The sequence below is a fragment of the Pleomorphochaeta caudata genome, from assembly GCF_055395745.1.
Genome location: NZ_AP042458.1, coordinates 2,436,929 through 2,457,498 on the forward strand (window position 1 = coordinate 2,436,929; position 20,570 = coordinate 2,457,498).

General features: G+C 26.5%; 21 protein-coding genes. 12 read left to right on the forward strand and 9 right to left on the reverse strand.

Features of this window, described 5'->3' with window-relative positions:
- Positions 1-158 precede the first annotated feature (158 nt).
- The 5 genes from ACZ5RS_RS11240 to ACZ5RS_RS11260 all read left to right on the forward strand — a co-directional run bounded on the left by ACZ5RS_RS11240 (position 159) and on the right by ACZ5RS_RS11260 (position 6,704).
- Positions 159-1,181, forward strand: coding sequence for a GntR family transcriptional regulator (locus ACZ5RS_RS11240; RefSeq protein ID WP_464635461.1), 1,023 nt, complete (start codon positions 159-161; stop codon positions 1,179-1,181).
- Positions 1,182-1,284: 103 nt separating this feature from the next.
- Positions 1,285-2,619 carry a bifunctional folylpolyglutamate synthase/dihydrofolate synthase gene (locus ACZ5RS_RS11245; protein WP_464635463.1) on the forward strand — a complete coding sequence of 445 codons (1,335 nt, stop codon included), beginning with the start codon at positions 1,285-1,287 and terminating at the stop codon, positions 2,617-2,619.
- Positions 2,620-2,850: 231 nt separating this feature from the next.
- Positions 2,851-4,284: an NFACT RNA binding domain-containing protein gene (locus ACZ5RS_RS11250; protein ID WP_464635465.1), complete on the forward strand. Its 1,434-nt coding sequence runs from the start codon at positions 2,851-2,853 to the stop codon at positions 4,282-4,284.
- Between the two features lie 24 nt (positions 4,285-4,308).
- Positions 4,309-5,145 carry an AmmeMemoRadiSam system protein B gene (amrB, locus tag ACZ5RS_RS11255; RefSeq protein WP_464635467.1) on the forward strand — a complete coding sequence of 279 codons (837 nt, stop codon included), beginning with the start codon at positions 4,309-4,311 and terminating at the stop codon, positions 5,143-5,145.
- Between the two features lie 2 nt (positions 5,146-5,147).
- On the forward strand, positions 5,148-6,704 hold the full coding sequence (locus ACZ5RS_RS11260) for a hypothetical protein (protein WP_464635469.1): 1,557 nt from the start codon (positions 5,148-5,150) through the stop codon (positions 6,702-6,704).
- 284 nt (positions 6,705-6,988) lie between these two features.
- Here ACZ5RS_RS11260 and miaA read toward each other — a convergent pair whose 3' ends face one another.
- From miaA to ACZ5RS_RS11290, 6 genes are all read right to left on the reverse strand, one after another.
- Positions 6,989-7,960: a tRNA (adenosine(37)-N6)-dimethylallyltransferase MiaA gene (gene miaA / locus ACZ5RS_RS11265; protein ID WP_464635471.1), complete on the reverse strand. Its 972-nt coding sequence runs from the start codon at positions 7,958-7,960 to the stop codon at positions 6,989-6,991.
- Positions 7,911-8,129 carry a hypothetical protein gene (locus ACZ5RS_RS11270; protein ID WP_464635473.1) on the reverse strand — a complete coding sequence of 73 codons (219 nt, stop codon included), beginning with the start codon at positions 8,127-8,129 and terminating at the stop codon, positions 7,911-7,913. The genes miaA and ACZ5RS_RS11270 overlap by 50 nt, the downstream gene beginning before the upstream one ends.
- 123 nt (positions 8,130-8,252) lie before the next feature.
- A complete protein-coding gene (gene cmk, locus ACZ5RS_RS11275; RefSeq protein WP_464635474.1) occupies positions 8,253-8,777 on the reverse strand; it encodes a (d)CMP kinase in 525 nt (174 codons plus the stop codon).
- Positions 8,778-8,787: 10 nt separating this feature from the next.
- Entirely contained in the window at positions 8,788-9,657 is an 870-nt protein-coding gene (locus ACZ5RS_RS11280; protein ID WP_464635476.1) for a YicC/YloC family endoribonuclease, read from the reverse strand.
- 6 nt (positions 9,658-9,663) lie between these two features.
- Complete coding sequence (locus ACZ5RS_RS11285; RefSeq protein ID WP_464635478.1) at positions 9,664-11,121, reverse strand: Mur ligase family protein; 1,458 nt, start codon at positions 11,119-11,121, stop codon at positions 9,664-9,666.
- A 64-nt stretch (positions 11,122-11,185) separates the two neighbouring features.
- Positions 11,186-11,356, reverse strand: coding sequence for a hypothetical protein (locus ACZ5RS_RS11290; RefSeq protein ID WP_464635480.1), 171 nt, complete (start codon positions 11,354-11,356; stop codon positions 11,186-11,188).
- Between the two features lie 224 nt (positions 11,357-11,580).
- On the opposite strand from ACZ5RS_RS11290, the gene ACZ5RS_RS11295 reads away from it, so the two are divergent.
- From ACZ5RS_RS11295 to ACZ5RS_RS11310, 4 genes are all read left to right on the forward strand, one after another.
- Positions 11,581-12,006, forward strand: a complete 426-nt coding sequence (locus ACZ5RS_RS11295; RefSeq protein WP_464635482.1) for a Fur family transcriptional regulator — start codon at positions 11,581-11,583, stop codon at positions 12,004-12,006.
- Between the two features lie 86 nt (positions 12,007-12,092).
- Positions 12,093-12,941, forward strand: coding sequence for a metal ABC transporter solute-binding protein, Zn/Mn family (locus tag ACZ5RS_RS11300; RefSeq protein ID WP_464635484.1), 849 nt, complete (start codon positions 12,093-12,095; stop codon positions 12,939-12,941).
- Positions 12,941-13,702 carry a metal ABC transporter ATP-binding protein gene (locus ACZ5RS_RS11305; RefSeq protein WP_464635486.1) on the forward strand — a complete coding sequence of 254 codons (762 nt, stop codon included), beginning with the start codon at positions 12,941-12,943 and terminating at the stop codon, positions 13,700-13,702. The genes ACZ5RS_RS11300 and ACZ5RS_RS11305 overlap by 1 nt, the downstream gene beginning before the upstream one ends.
- Positions 13,703-13,712: 10 nt before the next feature.
- A complete protein-coding gene (locus ACZ5RS_RS11310; protein WP_464635488.1) occupies positions 13,713-14,525 on the forward strand; it encodes a metal ABC transporter permease in 813 nt (270 codons plus the stop codon).
- Here ACZ5RS_RS11310 and ACZ5RS_RS11315 read toward each other — a convergent pair.
- Both ACZ5RS_RS11315 and ACZ5RS_RS11320 read right to left on the reverse strand, forming a co-directional pair.
- Positions 14,522-15,568, reverse strand: coding sequence for a hypothetical protein (locus ACZ5RS_RS11315; protein WP_464635490.1), 1,047 nt, complete (start codon positions 15,566-15,568; stop codon positions 14,522-14,524). The genes ACZ5RS_RS11310 and ACZ5RS_RS11315 overlap by 4 nt on opposite strands.
- A complete protein-coding gene (locus ACZ5RS_RS11320) occupies positions 15,565-15,813 on the reverse strand; it encodes a TIGR03905 family TSCPD domain-containing protein (protein ID WP_464635492.1) in 249 nt (82 codons plus the stop codon). The genes ACZ5RS_RS11315 and ACZ5RS_RS11320 overlap by 4 nt, the downstream gene beginning before the upstream one ends.
- Positions 15,814-15,936: 123 nt before the next feature.
- On the opposite strand from ACZ5RS_RS11320, the gene ACZ5RS_RS11325 reads away from it, so the two are divergent.
- Genes ACZ5RS_RS11325 through dinB form a run of 3 tightly spaced genes read left to right on the forward strand, consistent with a single transcriptional unit; the run spans position 15,937 to position 19,646 of the window.
- Positions 15,937-17,409 carry a Mur ligase family protein gene (locus ACZ5RS_RS11325; protein WP_464635494.1) on the forward strand — a complete coding sequence of 491 codons (1,473 nt, stop codon included), beginning with the start codon at positions 15,937-15,939 and terminating at the stop codon, positions 17,407-17,409.
- On the forward strand, positions 17,402-18,469 hold the full coding sequence (locus ACZ5RS_RS11330) for a D-alanine--D-alanine ligase (protein WP_464635496.1): 1,068 nt from the start codon (positions 17,402-17,404) through the stop codon (positions 18,467-18,469). Before ACZ5RS_RS11325 ends, ACZ5RS_RS11330 begins: the two co-directional genes overlap by 8 nt.
- Positions 18,459-19,646, forward strand: coding sequence for a DNA polymerase IV (gene dinB, locus ACZ5RS_RS11335; RefSeq protein WP_464635498.1), 1,188 nt, complete (start codon positions 18,459-18,461; stop codon positions 19,644-19,646). Before ACZ5RS_RS11330 ends, dinB begins: the two co-directional genes overlap by 11 nt.
- Here the strand turns inward: dinB and ACZ5RS_RS11340 are convergent.
- Positions 19,643-20,455: an undecaprenyl-diphosphate phosphatase gene (locus ACZ5RS_RS11340; protein ID WP_464635500.1), complete on the reverse strand. Its 813-nt coding sequence runs from the start codon at positions 20,453-20,455 to the stop codon at positions 19,643-19,645. The genes dinB and ACZ5RS_RS11340 overlap by 4 nt on opposite strands.
- Positions 20,456-20,570 lie beyond the last annotated feature (115 nt).

Sequence of the window (20,570 nt, forward strand, 5' to 3'; positions counted from 1 at the left end):
ATAATACCAACTTTAAGCATAATTAAACCATTACATCATACCATTGTCAACTTATTTTTTCTTTTATCAGTTAAAATACATAAAAAGAAATAATAAAACATTGCCAATAACACATTTTGGTATTATAATTATACCAAAAAAGTCAACAGGACAAATGGATGAATAAAACAGATACCGCATATAAAGAAATAAAAAACAGACTAATTGAACAATATTGGAAACCAGGGGAGAGAATAACTAGTGAAAGAAATTTAGCTACACTGTTTCATGTAAGTAGAGTTACAATTAAGGCAGCAATTGATAAGTTAATTGATGAAGGTTATCTAGGATATATTGAAGGGAAAAAAGGCACATTTGTAACAAATGTTAATAATTTAAAAAATGGAAGTAAAACCATTTGTGTAGCAATTGATAATAAGACTCCTGCATTCTCTTCTTTTTTATTAGAGGGGATACATAATACACTCTTAAATAAAGGCTATCATACTTTATATTTTAATACTCTTTTTAACAAAGATAATATATTTGAACAAATAAGTAATTTAATAAATGATGATATTTCTGGTTTTATTTTTGCTCCTCTTATGGGTAATTATAATATAGAAAATAATTTCAAAATAATTAACTTAATCAAATCCAATAATATTCCTCTAGTTCAAGTTGATAGATATATCACCTTAGATTATGGTAGCTATGTTGGAACAAATAATAACAAAGCATTTTATAATTTAACCAAAAGGTTAATAGATAAAGGATATAAATCAATCTTAGTAGCTAGTGGGTATACTACAAGTAGTTCTGATGAAAAAAAAGCTGGTATTAAAGCTGCCCTAAAAAATAACAATATCCCATACAATGAAATAGTTATAAATGAAACAGATTTTGTAGTTTCAAACAAACTTGAAATAGATGAAAAAACAAAAAATGAAATTAACAATTGTGATGCAATTATTGGTATGAACCAAAATATCTGTAGAGCTATAAAAAAAATAAATAATACAAAATTTATGGCCTCTATTTCTGCAAGTAAAGAAGAATGTGAAAATGATATGTCTGCTATCCATCAAATGTATGAAATAGGTAAAGAAAGTGGTAGAATAATGATTGAAGCTATTGAAGAAAATAATGACACTCAAAAAACAATTTTTATCAATGCTCCAATTATTGAAAGACAAGTATAAAAAAAATTAAATTCTATCAATTTAGTATTTATGTTTTTTTAATAATTTGTAATTATAATATCAAATTAATTAATAAAGTATTGAATAAATACAAGGATTGAACATGACTACAACTTTTATTGATGTTATTAGGGCAATGGAAAGTTTTACTAATTTAGAAAAAAATATAAATCACTTTACCACAAGATATTATAGATTAGATAGGATGGAAAAACTCCTTCAATTTTTTAATAACCCAGAAAAGGATTATAAAACTATACATGTAGCCGGCAGTAAAGGCAAAGGCTCAACAAGTAAATTTATTGCTTCCGCCCTTAAAGCGCTTAATTATAAAGTTGGACTTTATGCATCCCCACACCTATTAGACTACAAAGAAAGATTTACTCTTTGTGGTGATTTTTTTGAAGATTCATTTTTAGTTGAAGTTGGAACCTATATCTTAGAAAAATTAAAAGATTTTAAATTTATTGATCAATGGGGAGAAACTAATCCAACAACATTTGAGTTATTTACTCTATATGGTTATATGTTATTTTCAAAAAGCAATTGCGACTATGCTGTTATTGAAACAGGCTTAGGTGGAAGATTAGATGCTACAAACACCCTAACCCCTGTTTTAAGTGTTATTTGTCCAATTGAATTAGAACATACAAATATCTTAGGTGATACTATTGCCAAAATTGCAACAGAAAAATCAAAAATTATAAAACCTAGTATTCCAGTAGTAGCAGCAACACTAAAAGATGAAGCAAAAACTGTTATGATTAATGAAGCAAAAACTAATAATTCTTACATTGCTTTTTTAGAAGATAGAGTTGACAAAATTATTAGTAAAACTACTAAAGATTTTGAAGATGTAAAAATTTTTTGGAAAGACAATACCTCAACAAAATTAAATTTGAATCTTAAAGGTTCTGTTATGGCTCAAAATGCTGCTCTAGCAATACTCGCTTTAAAAACTTTAAATTTATTTGATGAGAAAATGATTAATTTTATTAACAAAGCAACATTATTAGGACGATTTCAATTACTAGATACTAATCCTGATTTATATATTGATGGGGCTCATACAAAAGTTTCCATTTCATCTTTAGTTTCATCAATTGAACAGATAGAAAATCAAGAAAAATGCACTGTAATTTTTGGCTCTCTAATTGATAAAGATCATAAAGCTATTGCACCAATACTATTAAATAATTTTAAAAATATAATTATAAGTAAACCTGGAACCTTTAAAAAAAGTGATACACCTTCTTTATATAACCTTTTTTGTAAATTAAATGATAATAATTGTAATATTGAAATGATAATGGATTCAAAAGCTGCATTAAATAAAGCTTTAGAAATTACTCCAAAAGATGGTTGTATTTTAGTCTGTGGTTCTTTTTATTTGGCTAGTGAAATAGCTTTAGCTCATAAAGAGATTAAAAATATTTAAAAATTTTTATTATTCACTCATCTATATTATTTATATAATAACTATATAATTTAAATATATTAATAACAATTTATCATATTATAAAACTACAATTATTATATGATAATTATATGTGTATTTTATTTAATTTTTAGTTTATTGTTTAAATTAAACAGTGTAATATTATTAGGCATTTAAAAAAGATTTTATTATATTTAAATAATATAAGAGAATAAACTAGGAGAATATATAATGTCATTAAACTGGAAAGAACTTGAATTAATTGTTGATGAATTACCTTTAGTTAATTCAAGAATTCAAAAAGTCATTCAACATGATTTTCATAGTTTATCTTGGATTATGCATAGTAGTAAGACAAAGCAATGGACTCTTTATACAGAAATAAACACTCCTTATGCTAGAATTCATCATTCAAGTAAATTAAGTACCCCTCCCCAATTAGGAAAAACTAAAAAACTACAAAGATTTGTACAATTTTGTAGAGCTAATGTTGAAGGATCTCTAATTATTGCTAGTGAATGTATTAAAGGGGATAGAATACTAAAACTAACTCTTAGAAAAAAGGACGAGATTTTTTATTTATATTTCAGATTATATAGTGGTCCTGCTGCTAATATTATAGTAACTGATGAAAATAATATAATTCTTGATTTATTATATAGAAGACCTAATAGAAACGAAGTAACTAATAAAGAATTAAAACTTGATGAAGTAAAAAAAATTAATGATAATTTTAAAATCAGAGATAGAGATTTATCAATCACCTTTAACCAACAGATTGAAAGAGAATATGGACAAATAAGTACTGATTTCACTCTTGAACAATTGGTAAGTAAAGTTGAAGCAATCAGAAATTCGAAATTAAAAAAATTAGAAGGTCAAGTTACTTCCTTACTTAAGAGAGTTGAAAACACAAAAAATTATGAAAAAATAAAAGAAGAAGCTGATTTATTATCTGCATATCTTTATAAAGTAGAATCTCATGCAACAAGCGTTACTTTAACATCTTGGAATGATAATAGTGAGATTGTACTTACCTTAAATCCAAAATTATCTAAAGAAGAAAATTTAAACAGCTATTATGATAAATATCATAAAGCTAAAGGCTCATATAATAATGCTCTTGAGCAATATGAAATTGCTAAAGAAGAATATGATAAGACAAAAGAATATTTTAATAAATTATTACAATTAAGTGATAACGAACAAAAAGATATTAGAAAATTAAAAAAAGCTTTAGAATCTCAAACACCAACTCAACAAAAAGAAAAAGATGAAATCGGCCTTACTTTTACTAGTGCAAATTTCACAATACTGGTAGGCAGGAATGCTAAAGAAAATGATCAACTTCTTAGAAAAAAAGTAAAAGGTAATGATTATTGGTTGCATGCAAGAGATTATAGTGGTGGTTATGTATTCATTAAATTCATAAGAAATAAAAGTGTACCTTTAGAAGTTATTTTAGATGCTGCAAATTTAGCAGCCTTCTTCTCAAAAGCCAAAGGTCATAAAACTTGTGATTTATATTATACTCAAGTTAAATATTTAAGAAGAGCGAAAAATGGACCATTAGGTCTCGTTTTACCTACTCAAGAAAAAAATCTACATATAAATTATGATGAAAAGAGATTAAATAGACTTTTAAAAGGTAAAGATTCCCTTTAAAATTCATATTTATTGGAGCATTAAATGAAAAATAAAAAAATAATAGAAAAAACAATCCACCAGGATATTTTCTATCCTTCTAACCAAGAAAAAATATATGAATTAATTAATGAAAATGAAATAAAATATAAATCTGAAATTAAATCTGATAAGAAAGTATTTTTACTTCCTCACGCTAGTTATGAATTCATTTTACCTCTCCTTATTAACACTTTCACATCAATAAATGATAGTTTTGATAAAATAGTAATTATTGCACCATCTCATTTAAATAAAATTTATACTGATTTAGATGTTAATCTATTTACCCCTGAATATGATGCAATAGAAACACCTTTAGGTTTAATCGATTTTGATAAAGAAATCATAGATAAATATTTTAAAGATGAAATGAAATGTAATACTTACTTTGAAGAAGAATCTTCATTTGAACAATTATATTTACTAATTAGACATTATTTTTCTGAAAAAAAAGTAATTCCTATATGTGCAATTGTTGAAAATTCTAACCAAAGCAAAAACTTTAGTTCGCTCTTAAATAACATTATTGATGAAAAAACGCTACTTCTTGTTAGTGCCAATGCTTGTGCTTATCAAAAACCAGATTCTGCTTATAAAAAAACTAATAACTTTATAAAAGCTCTAAATAGTGGAGAAAGACTATTACAACTTCAGAAAAAAAACATAATTGATAGTTGTGCTTGTGGTATAATTGACTCCATTGCAAAAACTAAAATTTATAAAAATTTATGCTGGGATATTAATTTAGTTGAGATTGAAAAAGAAATTTCCAAAGAAGTAATAGAATTTGATTCAACAAATAAATGTGTATACCATGTTTCAGCAAGTATAAAGGACTAATAATGTTTGTACAAAAAGACATCATTGATATTGAGATCGATAATATAAAATATAGTGCTATTGCCTTTAATGATAAAAATTGTGAATTACCTTCTTTTTTATTACAAGGTGAAAAAAAACCTGGATTTATTTATAAAAATGGAGAATTAACTCCTTGGTACTGGGAAGGCTTTACAAATTATGAAGGAAAAAAATGTTTATATTTTGCTCCAATAAAACTTTATCCACTATCTCAAATTTCATCAACATTAAGAGGTGAAGCACCAAAATTAATTATAAATTTAGCAACAGCTTTATCACTTTTAGATAGTAAATTTTTAGATTTGCAAAATGGAATATTAAGTGCCTGGAGAATATTTTTCACAGAAGATGATGGAGTGTTGATTTTACCTAGAACTTTAAGTGATATTTTCTCCTCCACCGCTGATCAAGATAAAAGATTTGATAATGCAAATAGTTTTATTCATGCTAATTTATTAAATTCTTTTACCTTAATAGATCAAATGACTCAACTTCTTTACTATTCAATTACGTCTATTAAACCTTTTGAATATTCAATTATTAGAACCAACCATTACAATGCCCTAAGTTTACAGCTTTTAACTCAAGCATTAGATATAAAACTTGATTCCGATTTGATTGAAAAAATTGATAAGATTTTACACTTAAGTTTAAGTAAAATGAGAGATATTTCTTCAAACTATCAACCTCAAGTTGCTCTAAAATGGTTTATTGAAAGATTTAAAGATTTATCATGGGATTTAGAAAATACTGAAGATAAAAAAATTAATGTTGATGATTTAGAAGCAAATGAAGTCACTAAAAACACTATTCAAAAAATTCAGAAGAAATGTAATAGAATTATATTTTGGAGAAAAAGAGGCGCTTTGATTGCTGTAATAACAGTAATTTCAGTCTTTGTTATAAGCTTTGTGGGATCAAGAATTCATGAGGCATTACAACCTCCATACACTTATGAAATGAATCAAGAACAAATCATTGAAGCCTATTATGATGCTCAAAATGATTTAGATGTATCAAAACTTGAAGCTAGTTTAAAGAGAGGAACTAAATCTCCAATCACCAATGAAATTACTACATTATTTGTTACCAGACAAACTAGAATGGCATATGAACAAGTTGATTCAGTATTAAATCCTGAAACTTGGGTTAAAGATAATATGCCACCAATTGATAACAAAAAAATGATATATGGAATTGATAATGTATCTATTACTCAAATTGGAGAAAATCAATATTTAGCAACTAGTACTTATTATTCACCTTATCCACTTCAAGATAGCTCAGATACTAATGAAGATGAACCTTTTAGTGATAATACTCAAATATTTAAATGCTATCGCTTTGAACAAAAAGAAATCTTTACATTTGATTACAATGATAGAGGTTGGTATGAAATTAGCCAAATCACACCTACAGAAATGAAATACATTGATACTTTACTAGTTCCAACTTATAACCCTTCAGACATAAGCTATGATATAGATAACGATACAAGAACAACAGAGAGTATTGTTGAACAGCAATATATAAACTAAAAAAAACCACCTAGAGGAGAATCTAGGTGGAAATTTAAAAGGAGGTTTATATATATATATTTCGTTTCTTAGGAGAAAATGTATAATGGGGGATATTTATTATTAACGTTTTTCCTAATTACTCTTGTAATATAATAAATGTTGCAACTTATGTCAATAGCTTGTAGCAAATATTTTTCATATTCATTGGCATAAAAAAAATTTCTTTATTTATTTTCTTACTAAATAAAGAAATATCTTAATATAAAATATAGCAACTTATTACAATAGATATCTATAATAAATTAGTCTTCTTTAATATAATTCTCAATTAGCTCAACAATCTCTTTTTCTTTAGCTGCATGAATCCAATTAACATCTTCAAAAGATTTGAAAAAAGTATATTGCCTTTTTGCATATTTTTTAGAATTATGAACTATCATATCACCTATTTGAGAAATACTATATTCACCAGTTTTCATTGCAATAAAGAATTCCTTATATCCAATTCCTTGCATACCCGGCCATTCTTCCTTTGCTCCATTACTGTTTAAATCTCTAATCTCATCTAATAAACCAGCATCCATCATTAAATCAAATCTTAATTTTAATCTTTGGATCATTTCATCTTTATCTCTATACAATCCTATAATTAATGGATCCATATTATTTCTATATTTTGATGGAAGATCAAAAGACGACAAAGGTTTACCAGAAGCATAAAAGACTTCTAAGGCTCTACCTATTCGATATTTATCATTTTTATTGATTCTATTATAAGAAATTGGATCTACTTCTTTTAAAATATTATATGCATATTCTAAAGATTTTGAATTAATCAAATTTTCAACATGTTCTCTAATTTGTGGATTAGAAGCTGGGGCATTTGAAAGTCCATAAAGAAAATGCTTAAAATAAAAAGCAGTACCACCACTTATTACTGGTATTTTATTTTCTTTATTGATTTCAACAACTGCTTTATCAGCTTCTTCAATAAATTTAGCAACAGTAAATTGTTCTTGAGGTTCAAGAATATCAATTAAATAATGATTAATTTTTTCTGTAACGTCTTTAGTAACTTTAGCCGACCCTATATCAAGACCTTTATAGACTTGAATCGAATCGGCATTAATTACAGAAAATTTATCACTATCTAATTTTGATAAAAGATTAGTTTTACCAACACTAGTAGGTCCAAATAAGAAAATTATTTTCTCAAAGGGATTATTATTCTTCTTCTGATTCTTCTTCTGTTTTAGAATATTTGATTTCACCATTTAGAGCTCTGTATAGAACTTCGCTAACAATTTTACCATTATTTTCTTCGATTTCTTTACCACCACAACCAGGATTACTTAAAATATCTGCTTCCTTAATTGCAACACATGTTATTTCATAAATATTATCTTTAAAATCGATTAATGCATCTAATGGAACTTTATTCACCGCAAGGCTCCTTTAACTTATATTTTAGATATTTCTCAATATCTTTGTTCGAACTTAATTATAATAAAGAATTTTTTGTAAAATGTATAGTCCTATTAAAAAAAACTCTTAACTATAAAATTTTTAATTATTTTGTAATTCTAATACCTTATTTACAATAATTTGTGCAACTTCTTCAGGTTGTTTCTTCTCTGTATTGATAACTAAATCAACAAAATCAAACTCATTATTGTCTATAGAATAAATTCTCTTATATCTATTGGTATCATTTGTATCACGCATTCTAGTTTGTTCAAGGCGTTTTGTAAAGTCTCCGCCTTCTCTTTTAAAAACTCTAGAAGCTCTTTCATCAGCACTTGCTGATAAATAAACTTTTAAATCCGCTTCTTTTAACATCCAAACTGCTAATCTAGAGCCTAGAACACAATTCTCTTCTGCTAATGCCATTTTTACTTGTCTATCATCTAATTCTCTATCAATAGAATCATCTGCTTCAGCCATTTTACAAAAGTCCCAAAATTCAATTCCTTTTTCTTTGGCCAAATTTCTAAAAGTAAAATTGATTAACTTATAATTTAATTTTTCAGCGACCAATGTTGAAACAGTTGTATTACCACAGCCACTTTTTCCACTAATTGCAATTCTCATAACTTTTTTCCTATTCAATATTTCTAGCTTGTTCTCTAATATTTTCAAGATTATCTTTCATTCTAACTACTTCTAAATTTAATTCAGCAATCTGACTCTTTGATCCAATAGTATTAATTTCTCTATTAATTTCTTGGCATAAGAAATCTATTCTTTTACCTACTGGTTCGTCAATTTCTAACAACTTATCAAAAGCATCCAAATGGACAGATAATCTATTAATTTCTTCATTTACAGATAATTTTACAAGCATAAGAGCTACTTCTTGTAAAATTCTATTTTCATCATAACTTTGATCTTCAAGCATATCTTGTACTCTTTGAGTCAAATTAGTTTTAATCAAATCTTCAATTTCATCAGCTCTAGATTTAATAATTTCTAAACTATTCGCAATCTTTAACTTTGAATTTTGTAAATCAGCTTTAGTTGAAATGCCTTCTCTCTCTTTACTTTCCTTAAATTGAATCAAAGCTTCATCTAGTAATCTAAAAAGAGGTTCTTCGAATTTTTTGGTATCTGTATCCTTAACACTAGTTAGGGCTCCATCAACATTTAAAAAATCACTCAATTGAGGAGTATTTTTAATATCTGTAATTTCATTGATTTTATCATAAGCAATCATATATTGCTTAATAACATCTTCATCAACTACAACTTTAATGTCGTTTTTTAATAATCGAATTCTAACAGAGACTTCAATCCGACCTCTATTTGCAACTTCTTTAATTTTATTATCTATATCAATTTCATATGCAGATAAGTAATGAGGAGTATTGTGAATAATATCTAAATATCTATTATTAACACTTTTAACTTCCACTTGCATTTGCATTTCATTATCTGATGTTTCAGCACATCCATAGCCTGTCATACTTGTCATAATATATCACCTTTTATCTAATTCTTTTATAATATTCTTATATAAATCATCATTGTTAGAAGCGCCTAAAGAGATAACAATATCACCATCTTCAATCATTGCTGCACTTATAGGTGCAACTTCCTCAATATCTTCAATATATTGAACTGCTGCGAGTCTAACTTTAAAACTTTTTAATAACTTTTTATTTAAATCTTTAACAAATTTTAAATCTAAATTGTCACTATCAACATCCATTCTAGCACTTGCAAAAGTTTTTGTAATTATCAATTTATCAAAAAGTAAAAAAACATTTAAAAAATCTTTATATAAGGCCTTTGTTCTACTAGCAGTATGAAAAGAGAAAATAGCAAACACTTTCCTATTTGGATATCGACTTTTCACCTCTTGAAGTAAAGTATAAATTTCCTTTGGATGATGAGCATAATCATCAATAAAAACAATATTTTTATAATTTGCTTTTAATTCAAGGCGCCCTCTTACACCATTAAAATATTCTAAAGAATTTAAAGAGCTTTTAAATAATGTTGTAAAAACTTCATCACAAATTATATCATTCTCATCTAAATATAATTCGACTTTTTCTCTATCTAATAAAATACAAGTTGCTAATATTGAAGCACCAACCATATCATTTACTAAAGCTCTATCAGTACAATTTAATTTATAATCATCACCATAAGTTAATCCGACATTATAAGAATGCATTAAATTATTTTCTTGAATTCTAAAAATTGAATTATCCATAAAACCATAGCTAATAATATTTAAATCTTCTCTAGCATTTTCAATTACAGATTTTAATTCCCTGACATTTTTATCATCAACATTTAAAATTAAAAAACCATTCTTACTAATATTAAGAGCTAATTGTATAAAACTATCTAAAACAGCAGTTTCATCTTTAAAATAATCAGGATGATCAAAATCGATGGAGGTAATTATAGCACCTCTAAGATTATACTTTAAAAAATGATCTTGATACTCACAAGCTTCAATTACTAAGGATTCATCTCCTTGATAAACAAAAGGTTTATCAATTAATGATGATCCAAAAATTGAATAAAAAGGAAAAGTTTTCCTATTTTTATAACTTAATGCGAAAGTAGTAGCTGCAGAAGTTGTTGTTTTCCCATGAGTTCCACAAATACCATATGCTTTTGATTCTCTAGTTAGTTTTGATAAATAATCTATATATGAATAAGATATATATTTATCATTTAACTGATTAACAATTTTTGAATTTTCATAAGCTGTAGAATAAATAATACAATCAATTTTTTCAACAATGTTATCTAAATTAAAATCTTCATAAATCTTTATATCAGCATCAATTAACTTATTTTGTGATGAAAAAAAATCACTTTTATCGATACCAAAAACAATATCTCCCTTTGCCTTTAAAATTAAGGCAAGTGAAGACATTCCTGTTCCTTTAATTCCAATTAATAAATAATTACTCAAATTTTAATACCTTAAAATAGAAAAAGACTGTCTTAAGACAGTCTCTCTTCTAAAAAAGAAAGAATTATTTTGTATTCTTTTTGTGAGCATTACAAGCTTTACAAATCATTACTTTTTCTTCATCAATAGTGGTTTCGTATAGTACTTTAATGTTTGTTCTTTTACAAACTGGGCATGTACCTTTACCTTGATTTTGTTCTTGACGTATACCTGTTCCTCTATGTGCTTTGGACATAATAAACTCCTTGATTTTTCAATAACTAATGCAGATAATAGTACTTTGCAAGCTATCCTGTCAAGATACAAATAATTTCAACTATGGCATAAATGCTCATTTCAGCTAAGAAAAATGATAAAAAGCTAAAAAATTCATTAGATTTAGAGGATAAAAATAAATTATATTGATTTGTTTTAAGATAATAGTATAATTAAATTAAGATTAAATTTAAGAGGCAAGTTTTGAGATCGAACGGTTATAAGACAAAAAACAAAGAATATATTATCGAAGCACTATCCTCTCATATTGATACTTCTTTAAGTGCTGAAGATATTTATGAATATTTAAAAAACAATAATAAAAACATGAATATCACAACCATATATAGAAATCTAGAAAAACTTGCTGATAAAAACGTTGTTTTAAAATTCCCATCATCTGATGGTAGTAAAAATAATTATCAATTAAAAAAACATGATGTAGTTCATGAAGATCATTTACATCTTCAATGCACTGAATGTGGAAAAATTATCCATCTTGATTGCAATTTCATGCAAAACTTTGTGGATCATTTAAAAGATGATCATCAATTTGACGTTACATGTGCAAATTCTATTCTTTTTGGATTATGTGATAATTGTAAAAAAAAGTTAAATAAGACTAATTAATTGTAATTTATAAATTTAATATATTGACAGGTAAGTAATATTTTATTATCTTTAATTTGCAAATTAGTTGCAAATTCGAGGTATTTATGAAAAAAATTATATTTATATTGTTATTTACAGTAATTACAATTGTACCTGCTTATTCAAATGGACAAGCAGAAATTAGTGAAAAACCAGTTGTGGCAGTATCAATCGTCCCTGAAGCAACTTTTGTAGAAAAAATTGCTCAAGACAAAGTTGATATTGTTACTATGATACCAAAGGGCTCTTCTCCTGAAAATTATGAACCTACCCCTCAACAAAGAATAGAATTTGAGGATGCATCTTTATATTTTTCAATTGGAGTTCCAAGTGAAGAATTCTCAATCCTTCCAATGGTAGGAAAAAATACTAAAGTTATTGCGTTAGCTGATGAAGTTGCTAAAACTTATCCTTCTATATATATAGGAGAATCAAGAGATCCTCATATTTGGCTAAGTCCTAAAAGAGTTTTAATCATGATTGATGTTATCAGTGATGAATTATCTAAAATTGATGCAGCAAATGCTACATTTTATAAAGAAAATGCTGCTTCCTACAAAGCTGAAATAGAACAAGCTATAGAAGATATAGAAAAAAGTTTAGTTGATGTTAAAGGAAATAGTTTCTTAGTATATCATCCAGCTTTCAACTATTTTGCTGAAGATTTTAATTTGAATATGATATCAATTGAAGAGGAAGGAAAAGAAATCACTCCTAAAACTTTAATCAGTATTATTGACAAAGCCAAAGAAGAAGGTATAAAGAATATATATTACCAAGCAGAAATAGCTGCAGAACAAAGTATTGCCTTTAGTAAGGAATTAGGAGGCCAAGCTATTTTATTAGACCCTCTTAGCCCAAATTATGTTGATAATTTAAAAATCATGGCAAATACTTTGAAGGATAATTTTTAATGGGAAAAGCGATTGAAGTAAAAAATCTTTCAGTAAAATATGGTAATCACTACGCTTTAAAAAATATCACAATGGATATTGAATGTGGTGATTACCTAGGAATTATAGGCCCAAATGGAGGGGGTAAAACCACCCTCCTAAAGGCTTTATTAAATTTAATTGATCATGAATGTGATCAAATTTTATTTTTTAATCAACCTTTAGCTAAAATAAAAAAAGAAATAAGTTATGTTCCACAAATTTCTAAAGTAGATAGAACATACCCTATAAGTGTTCTTGAAGTTGTTTTAGGATCAAAACTTAAAAAATCACTTAATCCATTTTATAAATATGATAAAAAAGATATGGATAGTGCTTATGAAGCCCTAAAAAAAGTGAATATAGAAAAACTAGCAAATAGACAAATTCAAAAATTATCTGGTGGAGAATTCCAGCGTCTATTAATAGCTAGAGCAATAGCAAGTTCTCCAAAATTATTATTATTAGATGAACCAACTGCTAATGTTGATCCTAATTCAAGAAATATAATTTATAACTTGCTTGATCATTTAAATTCTATTGGTGTTACAATATTAATGGTAAGTCATGATACAATGGCAATATCTTCTAAAGTAAAAAACATCGCTTGTATAAGTGAAAATTTAATCTACCATGGTGGACCACATTTAACTCAAAATGTTATTGATAAAATGTATGGTTGCCCTATCGATTTAATTGCTCACGGAGTTCCTCATAGAGTACTCGCAGAACACAACCATTAAGGAAAACATTATGCTAAATATTTTAAGTTACCATTTTATACAAAATGCACTAATATCTATTGTCCTATCGAGCATCGTTTGCGGAATAATAGGTACTATAATAATCGAAAAAAAACTTATTCTAATGAGTGGTGGGGTTGCTCATACAGCCTATGGTGGTGTTGGCCTTGGCTATTTACTAAATATAAATCCTTTAATTGGAGCTTTAGTATTTTCACTTACTGCAGCATTAGGCATTGGAAAAGTTAGAAAATCTAGCTTTAAACATAGTGAAGTTGTTATAGCATTATTTTGGTCGGTAGGCATGGCATTAGGTATAATTTTCATATCTTTTATGAATGGATATCCACCTGATATGAGCTCTTATCTTTTTGGTAATATTTTAAGTGTTAGCGATTTTGATTTAATTAATATGGTTATTTTAACTTTATTAGTTTTAGCTATATTAACTATATTTTTCCAAGATTGGAAAATTTACTTATTTGATGAAGAAATGGCTAAAATTAATGGACTTAACACAACCTTTTTAGAATATACCCTACTAATTTTAATTGCATTCTCTGTTGTTATTTTAATTCGTGTGTCAGGTATTATAATGTTAATCACACTTCTGTGTGCTCCAAGTGCAACAGCAGCATTAATAAGTGAAAGATTAAATACTAGAATGGTAATTGCAACTTCAATATCAATATTCAATTCTTTGATTGGATTATTAATATCTTATACTTTTGATATAGCATCAGGTGCATCAATTGTTATTTTCTCAAGTATTATTTATTTATTAATTTATTTAATCAAAAAGAAAATAATTAAGAATGCTTAAAATTTAAATGTGGAATTAACACCTAGTGTTAATCCATTATTTATATCAGTAAAAGAAATCATAGGTAATGATAAAACCATAGCAATACCAAAGTCTTTACTATCATAAACCAAAGCATAAGTAGATGTGCCTTCTTCTAAATCAAGCATGAAAATGTCACCTATTGTTGCTTTAGGTTCATAGTAACCAGCTCTAAGTGCAAGAGAATTATTATTACCCAATTGCAATTTCATCTCAGCTCCAAAGCGAAGCTCTCTTTTATCAACATCACCAAGTTCAACTAAGTCTAATGAAAACTTATACACAAAAGGATTTAATTGATTATTTCTTGAATACTTATTTGTGAAATAAGTAAATCCTAAACTACTAGCTTTTAAATAAGAGATAACATTATTATCAGACGTTGAAGATAAATCAACATCTGATTCACTATAAAATGCCATACTAAAATTGTTAAGAATATTTAATCTAATTGAAAACCCTAAATTAAAGAATTCAGAATCAGCGACTGTCTCATATTCTGAAAAAAATGTATTTACTATGTAATCTGATAAAAAGAAAATATTATCTCGTAATTCAAAATTTCTTCTCTCTGCAGCTGATCCACCTTTAACTCTCATTCCAAAATCAAAATTACTTAATCTATAGCCCCAATCCAATTGGATAGTAAATTGATTATACCCTGTATAATTTAAAATATCGTTATGATAGACTCTATGGTCCAAATAACTGTCAATATTTAATGTTAATCCAAGATTTGTACCATATGCGATAACGCCCATGCTCATATATGGATACTGAAAATAGCCTAAAGGAGTAGATAATTCATCAGGACTTAAATTCTGCATAATTGAAAAATAAGTAATTAATAAAGGATCTGTATCTACACGGCTACCTAAATTAGCGGGATTACTTACACCACTAACATCCGCGAGATCTGCTTTACCCATGCCTAAAGTATTTAAAGATTCAATATTTACTTCAGCAGCATAGATAGAAGTAGAAAATAGTATTAGAGATAAAAATATAAATACTTTTTTCACAATATTTCCTTTAATGCTTTTGCTAATTGATCTGGACAACTTGTCTTTTTAAAGCCACAAGTAATCCCTTCAAATTTATCAATTATATCTTCAGCTTTTTGATCTATACATAAAGCAGAAATTCCTTTTAAATTCCCATCACAACCTCTTACAAAACCCAACTCTTTAATAATATTATTCTCATCAATTGTGATATTAATTGCTTTTGAACAGGTTCCACTTGTTTTGTATGTATATTTCTTCATAATTACCTTCTATATATTAACTCATTAAATATTATAATTAAATAATAAAATAATAAAATTTAAATAATTATACAATATAACAAATATTGCAGTATCCAATTCATATGTGATATTCTTAAATATATGAAAAGCTTTGATTTAGATGAATATTTATCAGATAGTTATTACTTACAATATCCAATTGATATTGAAGTAACTTCTATTTTCTTCAACTCTAAATTAGTCAAAAAAAATAGTATTTTTGTTGCAATAAAAGGATTTAAAGTTGATGGCAATAATTATATTGAAGATGCAATAAAAAATGGAGCTTCATTAATAGTTAGTGATATGTTGCCAACTAAAAACTATGATAATGTAGGTTTTTTAATTGTAAAAAATGCGAGAATTGCTTTAGCAAAATTATCTCAAAAAATATATAATTTTCCTGATAAAAAGCTGAAAATAATAGGAATAACTGGGACTGATGGAAAAACTTCTACATCTTTTTATACTTATAGCCTGCTTAAAGAATTAAATTATAATGTTGGATTAATTTGCACCACAAATATAGATACAAAAAATGCAATTGAACCTTCTCCCTTTAGACAAAGTACACCTGATGCAAATATTCTATTTGAATTATTAGATCAATGTGTGAAAAACAATAAAGAATATGTTGTACTTGAAGCAACATCCCATGCCCTATCTTCGTTTTTTTTAAGGCTTGCTGATATAGAGTTAGAAGCTTCTATTATTACAACAATAACTCATGAACACATTGATTTTCATAAAACAGAAGAAGAATATATTAATGCAAAACTTAGCATCATAGACAGATTAAAAGAAAATGGCTTTTTAATTACAACCAAAAATAATAAGCAATTTGATAAATGCATTAATAAAACAAAAGAAGCTAATAAAAAATATTATGTAGTTGAAGATTTAATAAAATATGAAATTTTAAATAACAATACTCTAGATAAAAAAATTATAAAATTTGAAGATAAAACATATCCTACAAATATAAACTTAGAAGTTTTTATCTCAAACGCACTATTAGCTGTTCTCTGTATCAACAAATTAACAAGTATTAGTTTTGATAAAATTTTAAACAAATTAATTAAAGTTAATCAAATTAATGGAAGATTTAACTTTATTCAAAATAACATTAATAGAACAATAATCGTTGATTTTGCTCATACTAGCGATGCTTTTAATAATCTTTTTTCTCAAATTAAAAAGACAAATAAAAGAATTATAGCCTTATTTGGTTGTGGTGGAGAAAGAGATTTAGAAAAACGATATGAGATGGGTAAAATAGCAGGGCTTTTTTGTGATATTATAGTATTAAGTGAAGAAGATCCAAGATTTGAAGATAATAATAAAATAATGGCTGATATTGAAAAAGGCATTATTAACTCTAATAAAGAAATTGAACTATATAAAATAAACAATAGATATAAAGCTATTGAAAAAGTATTTGAAATCAGTAAAAAAAATGATATTTTATTATTCTTAGGGAAAGGCCATGAAACCTCAATTGAAAGAGAAGGCATAAAATACCCATATAATGAAATTCAATTAATTAATGAGGTAATAAAAAAATTATATGAATGATAACTTTAAGAACAATTCTATTGCTTTATTCTTTGGAGGAAGATCCCCTGAACATGAAGTATCAATTAATAGTGCAAAAACAATATATCCAATTTTAACAAACTTATTTAAAGATATTTATTTAATTTATGTTGATAAACAAGGTAATTTTCTATTAGTTAATACTGATGATAATTTATTAATTAATAAAAACTATATAATTGAAAATAATATTATTAGTGATAATGAAATATATTTTATAGCAAATAAAGGGCTTTTCATTAATTCAAAAAAAATTAATATAGATTTAGCCTTTATATTAATTCATGGAAACGAAGGCGAAGATGGAAAGCTTCAAGGCTTACTAGAAATAATGAACATAAAATATACAGGTGTAAATGCTACAAGCAGTGGTATTTGTATGTATAAAGATTTAACAAATCAAATTTTAATTTCAAATAATATAAAAACTGTACCTACCCTTGTATTAAATAAAAAATCAAAAATTCCTAATCTTGAATCAGTCCAAAACCAATTTGGAAAATCTCTTTTCATTAAAAGTGAAACAACCGGTAGCTCAATTGGAATAACTGCTTTAAAAAATCCTAATCAAACAAGCTTAATAAAGGCTATAAAATATAGTTTCAGTTTTAGTGAAAGAGTATTAATTCAACCCTTATTAGAAGATATTAAAGAAATTGAAATTGCTATGCTTGAAACAGATACTGATTTAATTGCAGCAGGCCCAGGACTTGTTGTTAAAACAAACATGCAGGATGTACTCTCTTATGATAAAAAATATGGAGATATTGATACTGCAACAATTAATCCAGCTGCAATTACAGATGAAAACCTAAAATTAGAAATCAAAAAACAAGCTAAAATCATTTTTAATAGTTTAAATTTATCTGGATTTAGTAGAATAGACTTCTTCTTATATAAGAATATAATTTATTTAAATGAAGTAAATACAATCCCAGGCTTAACAGATAAAAGCCATTATCCAATATTAATAGAAAGTGAAAATATCTCTTTAGAGTCGGCAATTTATCAAATTTGTAGAACTGCCTATGAGAAATAAAGTTTTCTTTCATGTTGATTTAGATGCTTTTTTTGCATCTGTAGAAATTCTTGATAATCCTGAATTAAAAGATAAACCTGTAATTATTGGAAGAAAAGGTCAAAGAGGTGTTGCTTCTACTTGTAACTATATTGCAAGACAATATGGTGTTCATTCAGCTATGCCAATGCAAAAAGCACTACAACTATGCCCTAATGCAGTTGTAATAGCTGGAAGCCATTCTAGATACTCTGAGAAAAGTAAAGAAGTAATGAATATATTCAAACAATATTCTCCTGATGTTCAACAAGTATCAATCGATGAAGCTTTTTTAGATATGAGTGGTACAGAAAAACTTTTTGGTCATCCCTATAAAGTTGCTCAAAAACTTAAAGATAATATAAAAGATGTAACGGGTTTAACTATAAGTGTTGGAATAGGTCCTTCCAAATTAATTGCAAAAATGGCTAGTGACTTTAATAAGCCAGATGGGCTTTGTATTGTAGATGAAGATAGAAAAATTGAATTTATTGACGCTGTTGGTATAAAAAAACTTTGGGGCGTTGGAAAAGTAACACAAAAATTATTAGAAAAGAAAAACATAAAAACAACTCAAGATTTAAGATCTTATAGCATAGATTATTTAAAAAAGACTTTTAACGATGCTATGGGAGAATATTTATATAAAGTATCTAGAGGAGAGGATCCAGGTATATATACTGCAAAAACAAAATCACACTCTATATCAACTGAAAGAACTTTTTCCTGTGATATTGCAGATATAAACATCTTAGATACATATATTTTAGACATGAGTCATGAAGTATTATTTAGATCAATTGAAGAAAAGCAAATGGCAAGAACTATTGGTATAAAAATTCGTTATAGCGACTTTACCACTATAAATGCTCAAATCACCCCTAGTGAACCAATCTATTGTGCTGAACAAGTTTATGAATATTCAAAAAACTTATTTATAAGTAAATGGAAAAATCTTCCAATCAGACTTTTAGGAGTTGGATTATATCAAACCTATAAAGGCGATAGTCCATTTCAAGAAGAACTTTTTGCTGAAGATAACAAAAAGAAACGTGAATTAGAAAAAATCGCCCTTGAACTAAAGAAAAATGGCCAAATTTTAACAAAAGCTACCCTTTTAAATAAATCTTACAGAAATAAAAATCAGGAAATAGATTAAAAGATAAATACTAAAGTAACTATTATAGATATGATAATTCTATACCAACCAAATACTGAGAAGTCATGCTTTTTAACATAATTAATTAATGCTTTAATTATTAATAATGAAACAATAAATGAAACTAAAGTTCCAACAAATAAAACTAAATATTCAAGTGAAGAATAATGATATCCTAGTTTTAATAATTTAAAAAAGGAAGCTCCAAACATTGCAGGTATTGCCATAAAGAAAGAAAACTGTGCTGCAACTGTTCTTTTTACTCCAATAATTAAGCCTCCAAGGATTGTTGAACCTGATCTACTAGTTCCAGGAATCAATGCTAAAGTTTGAAAACATCCCATTTTAAAAGCATCTAAATATGTTAATTCATCAATTTCATTTACTCTAGTTTCTCTATTTTTGTTAAATCTTTCTAAAATTACATAAATAACACCATAGAAAAAAAGCATTAAGGCAATAACCTGCCAAGTAGATAAGACTTCACTTACAATATCATCGAATAGAACACCAATAATACCAGTTGGAATTGATGCAACAATCACTTTTAACCAGATATTATAAGTTTTTCTTTTCTCATCTTTATCTTTTTTCTTGGTAAATGGATTTAGTGTATTAAAATAAAGCACTAGTACAGCTAATATTGAACCTAGTTGAATAACTACCATGAATAATTCTTTAAACCCATCGCTTAAATTTAAAGTAATGAATTTATCTAACAATAATAAATGCCCTGTGCTACTAATTGGTAACCATTCAGTAATTCCTTGAATGATACCAAAAATAATTGATTTTAATACTTCTATCATAATAAAACAATATAAAGGCAAATTACTATTAAATCAATAATTATTTACATATTGTATATATTTTGATACTGTCTGCTAACATACTAAATTTTTGATTACCAGTTAACAAACATTT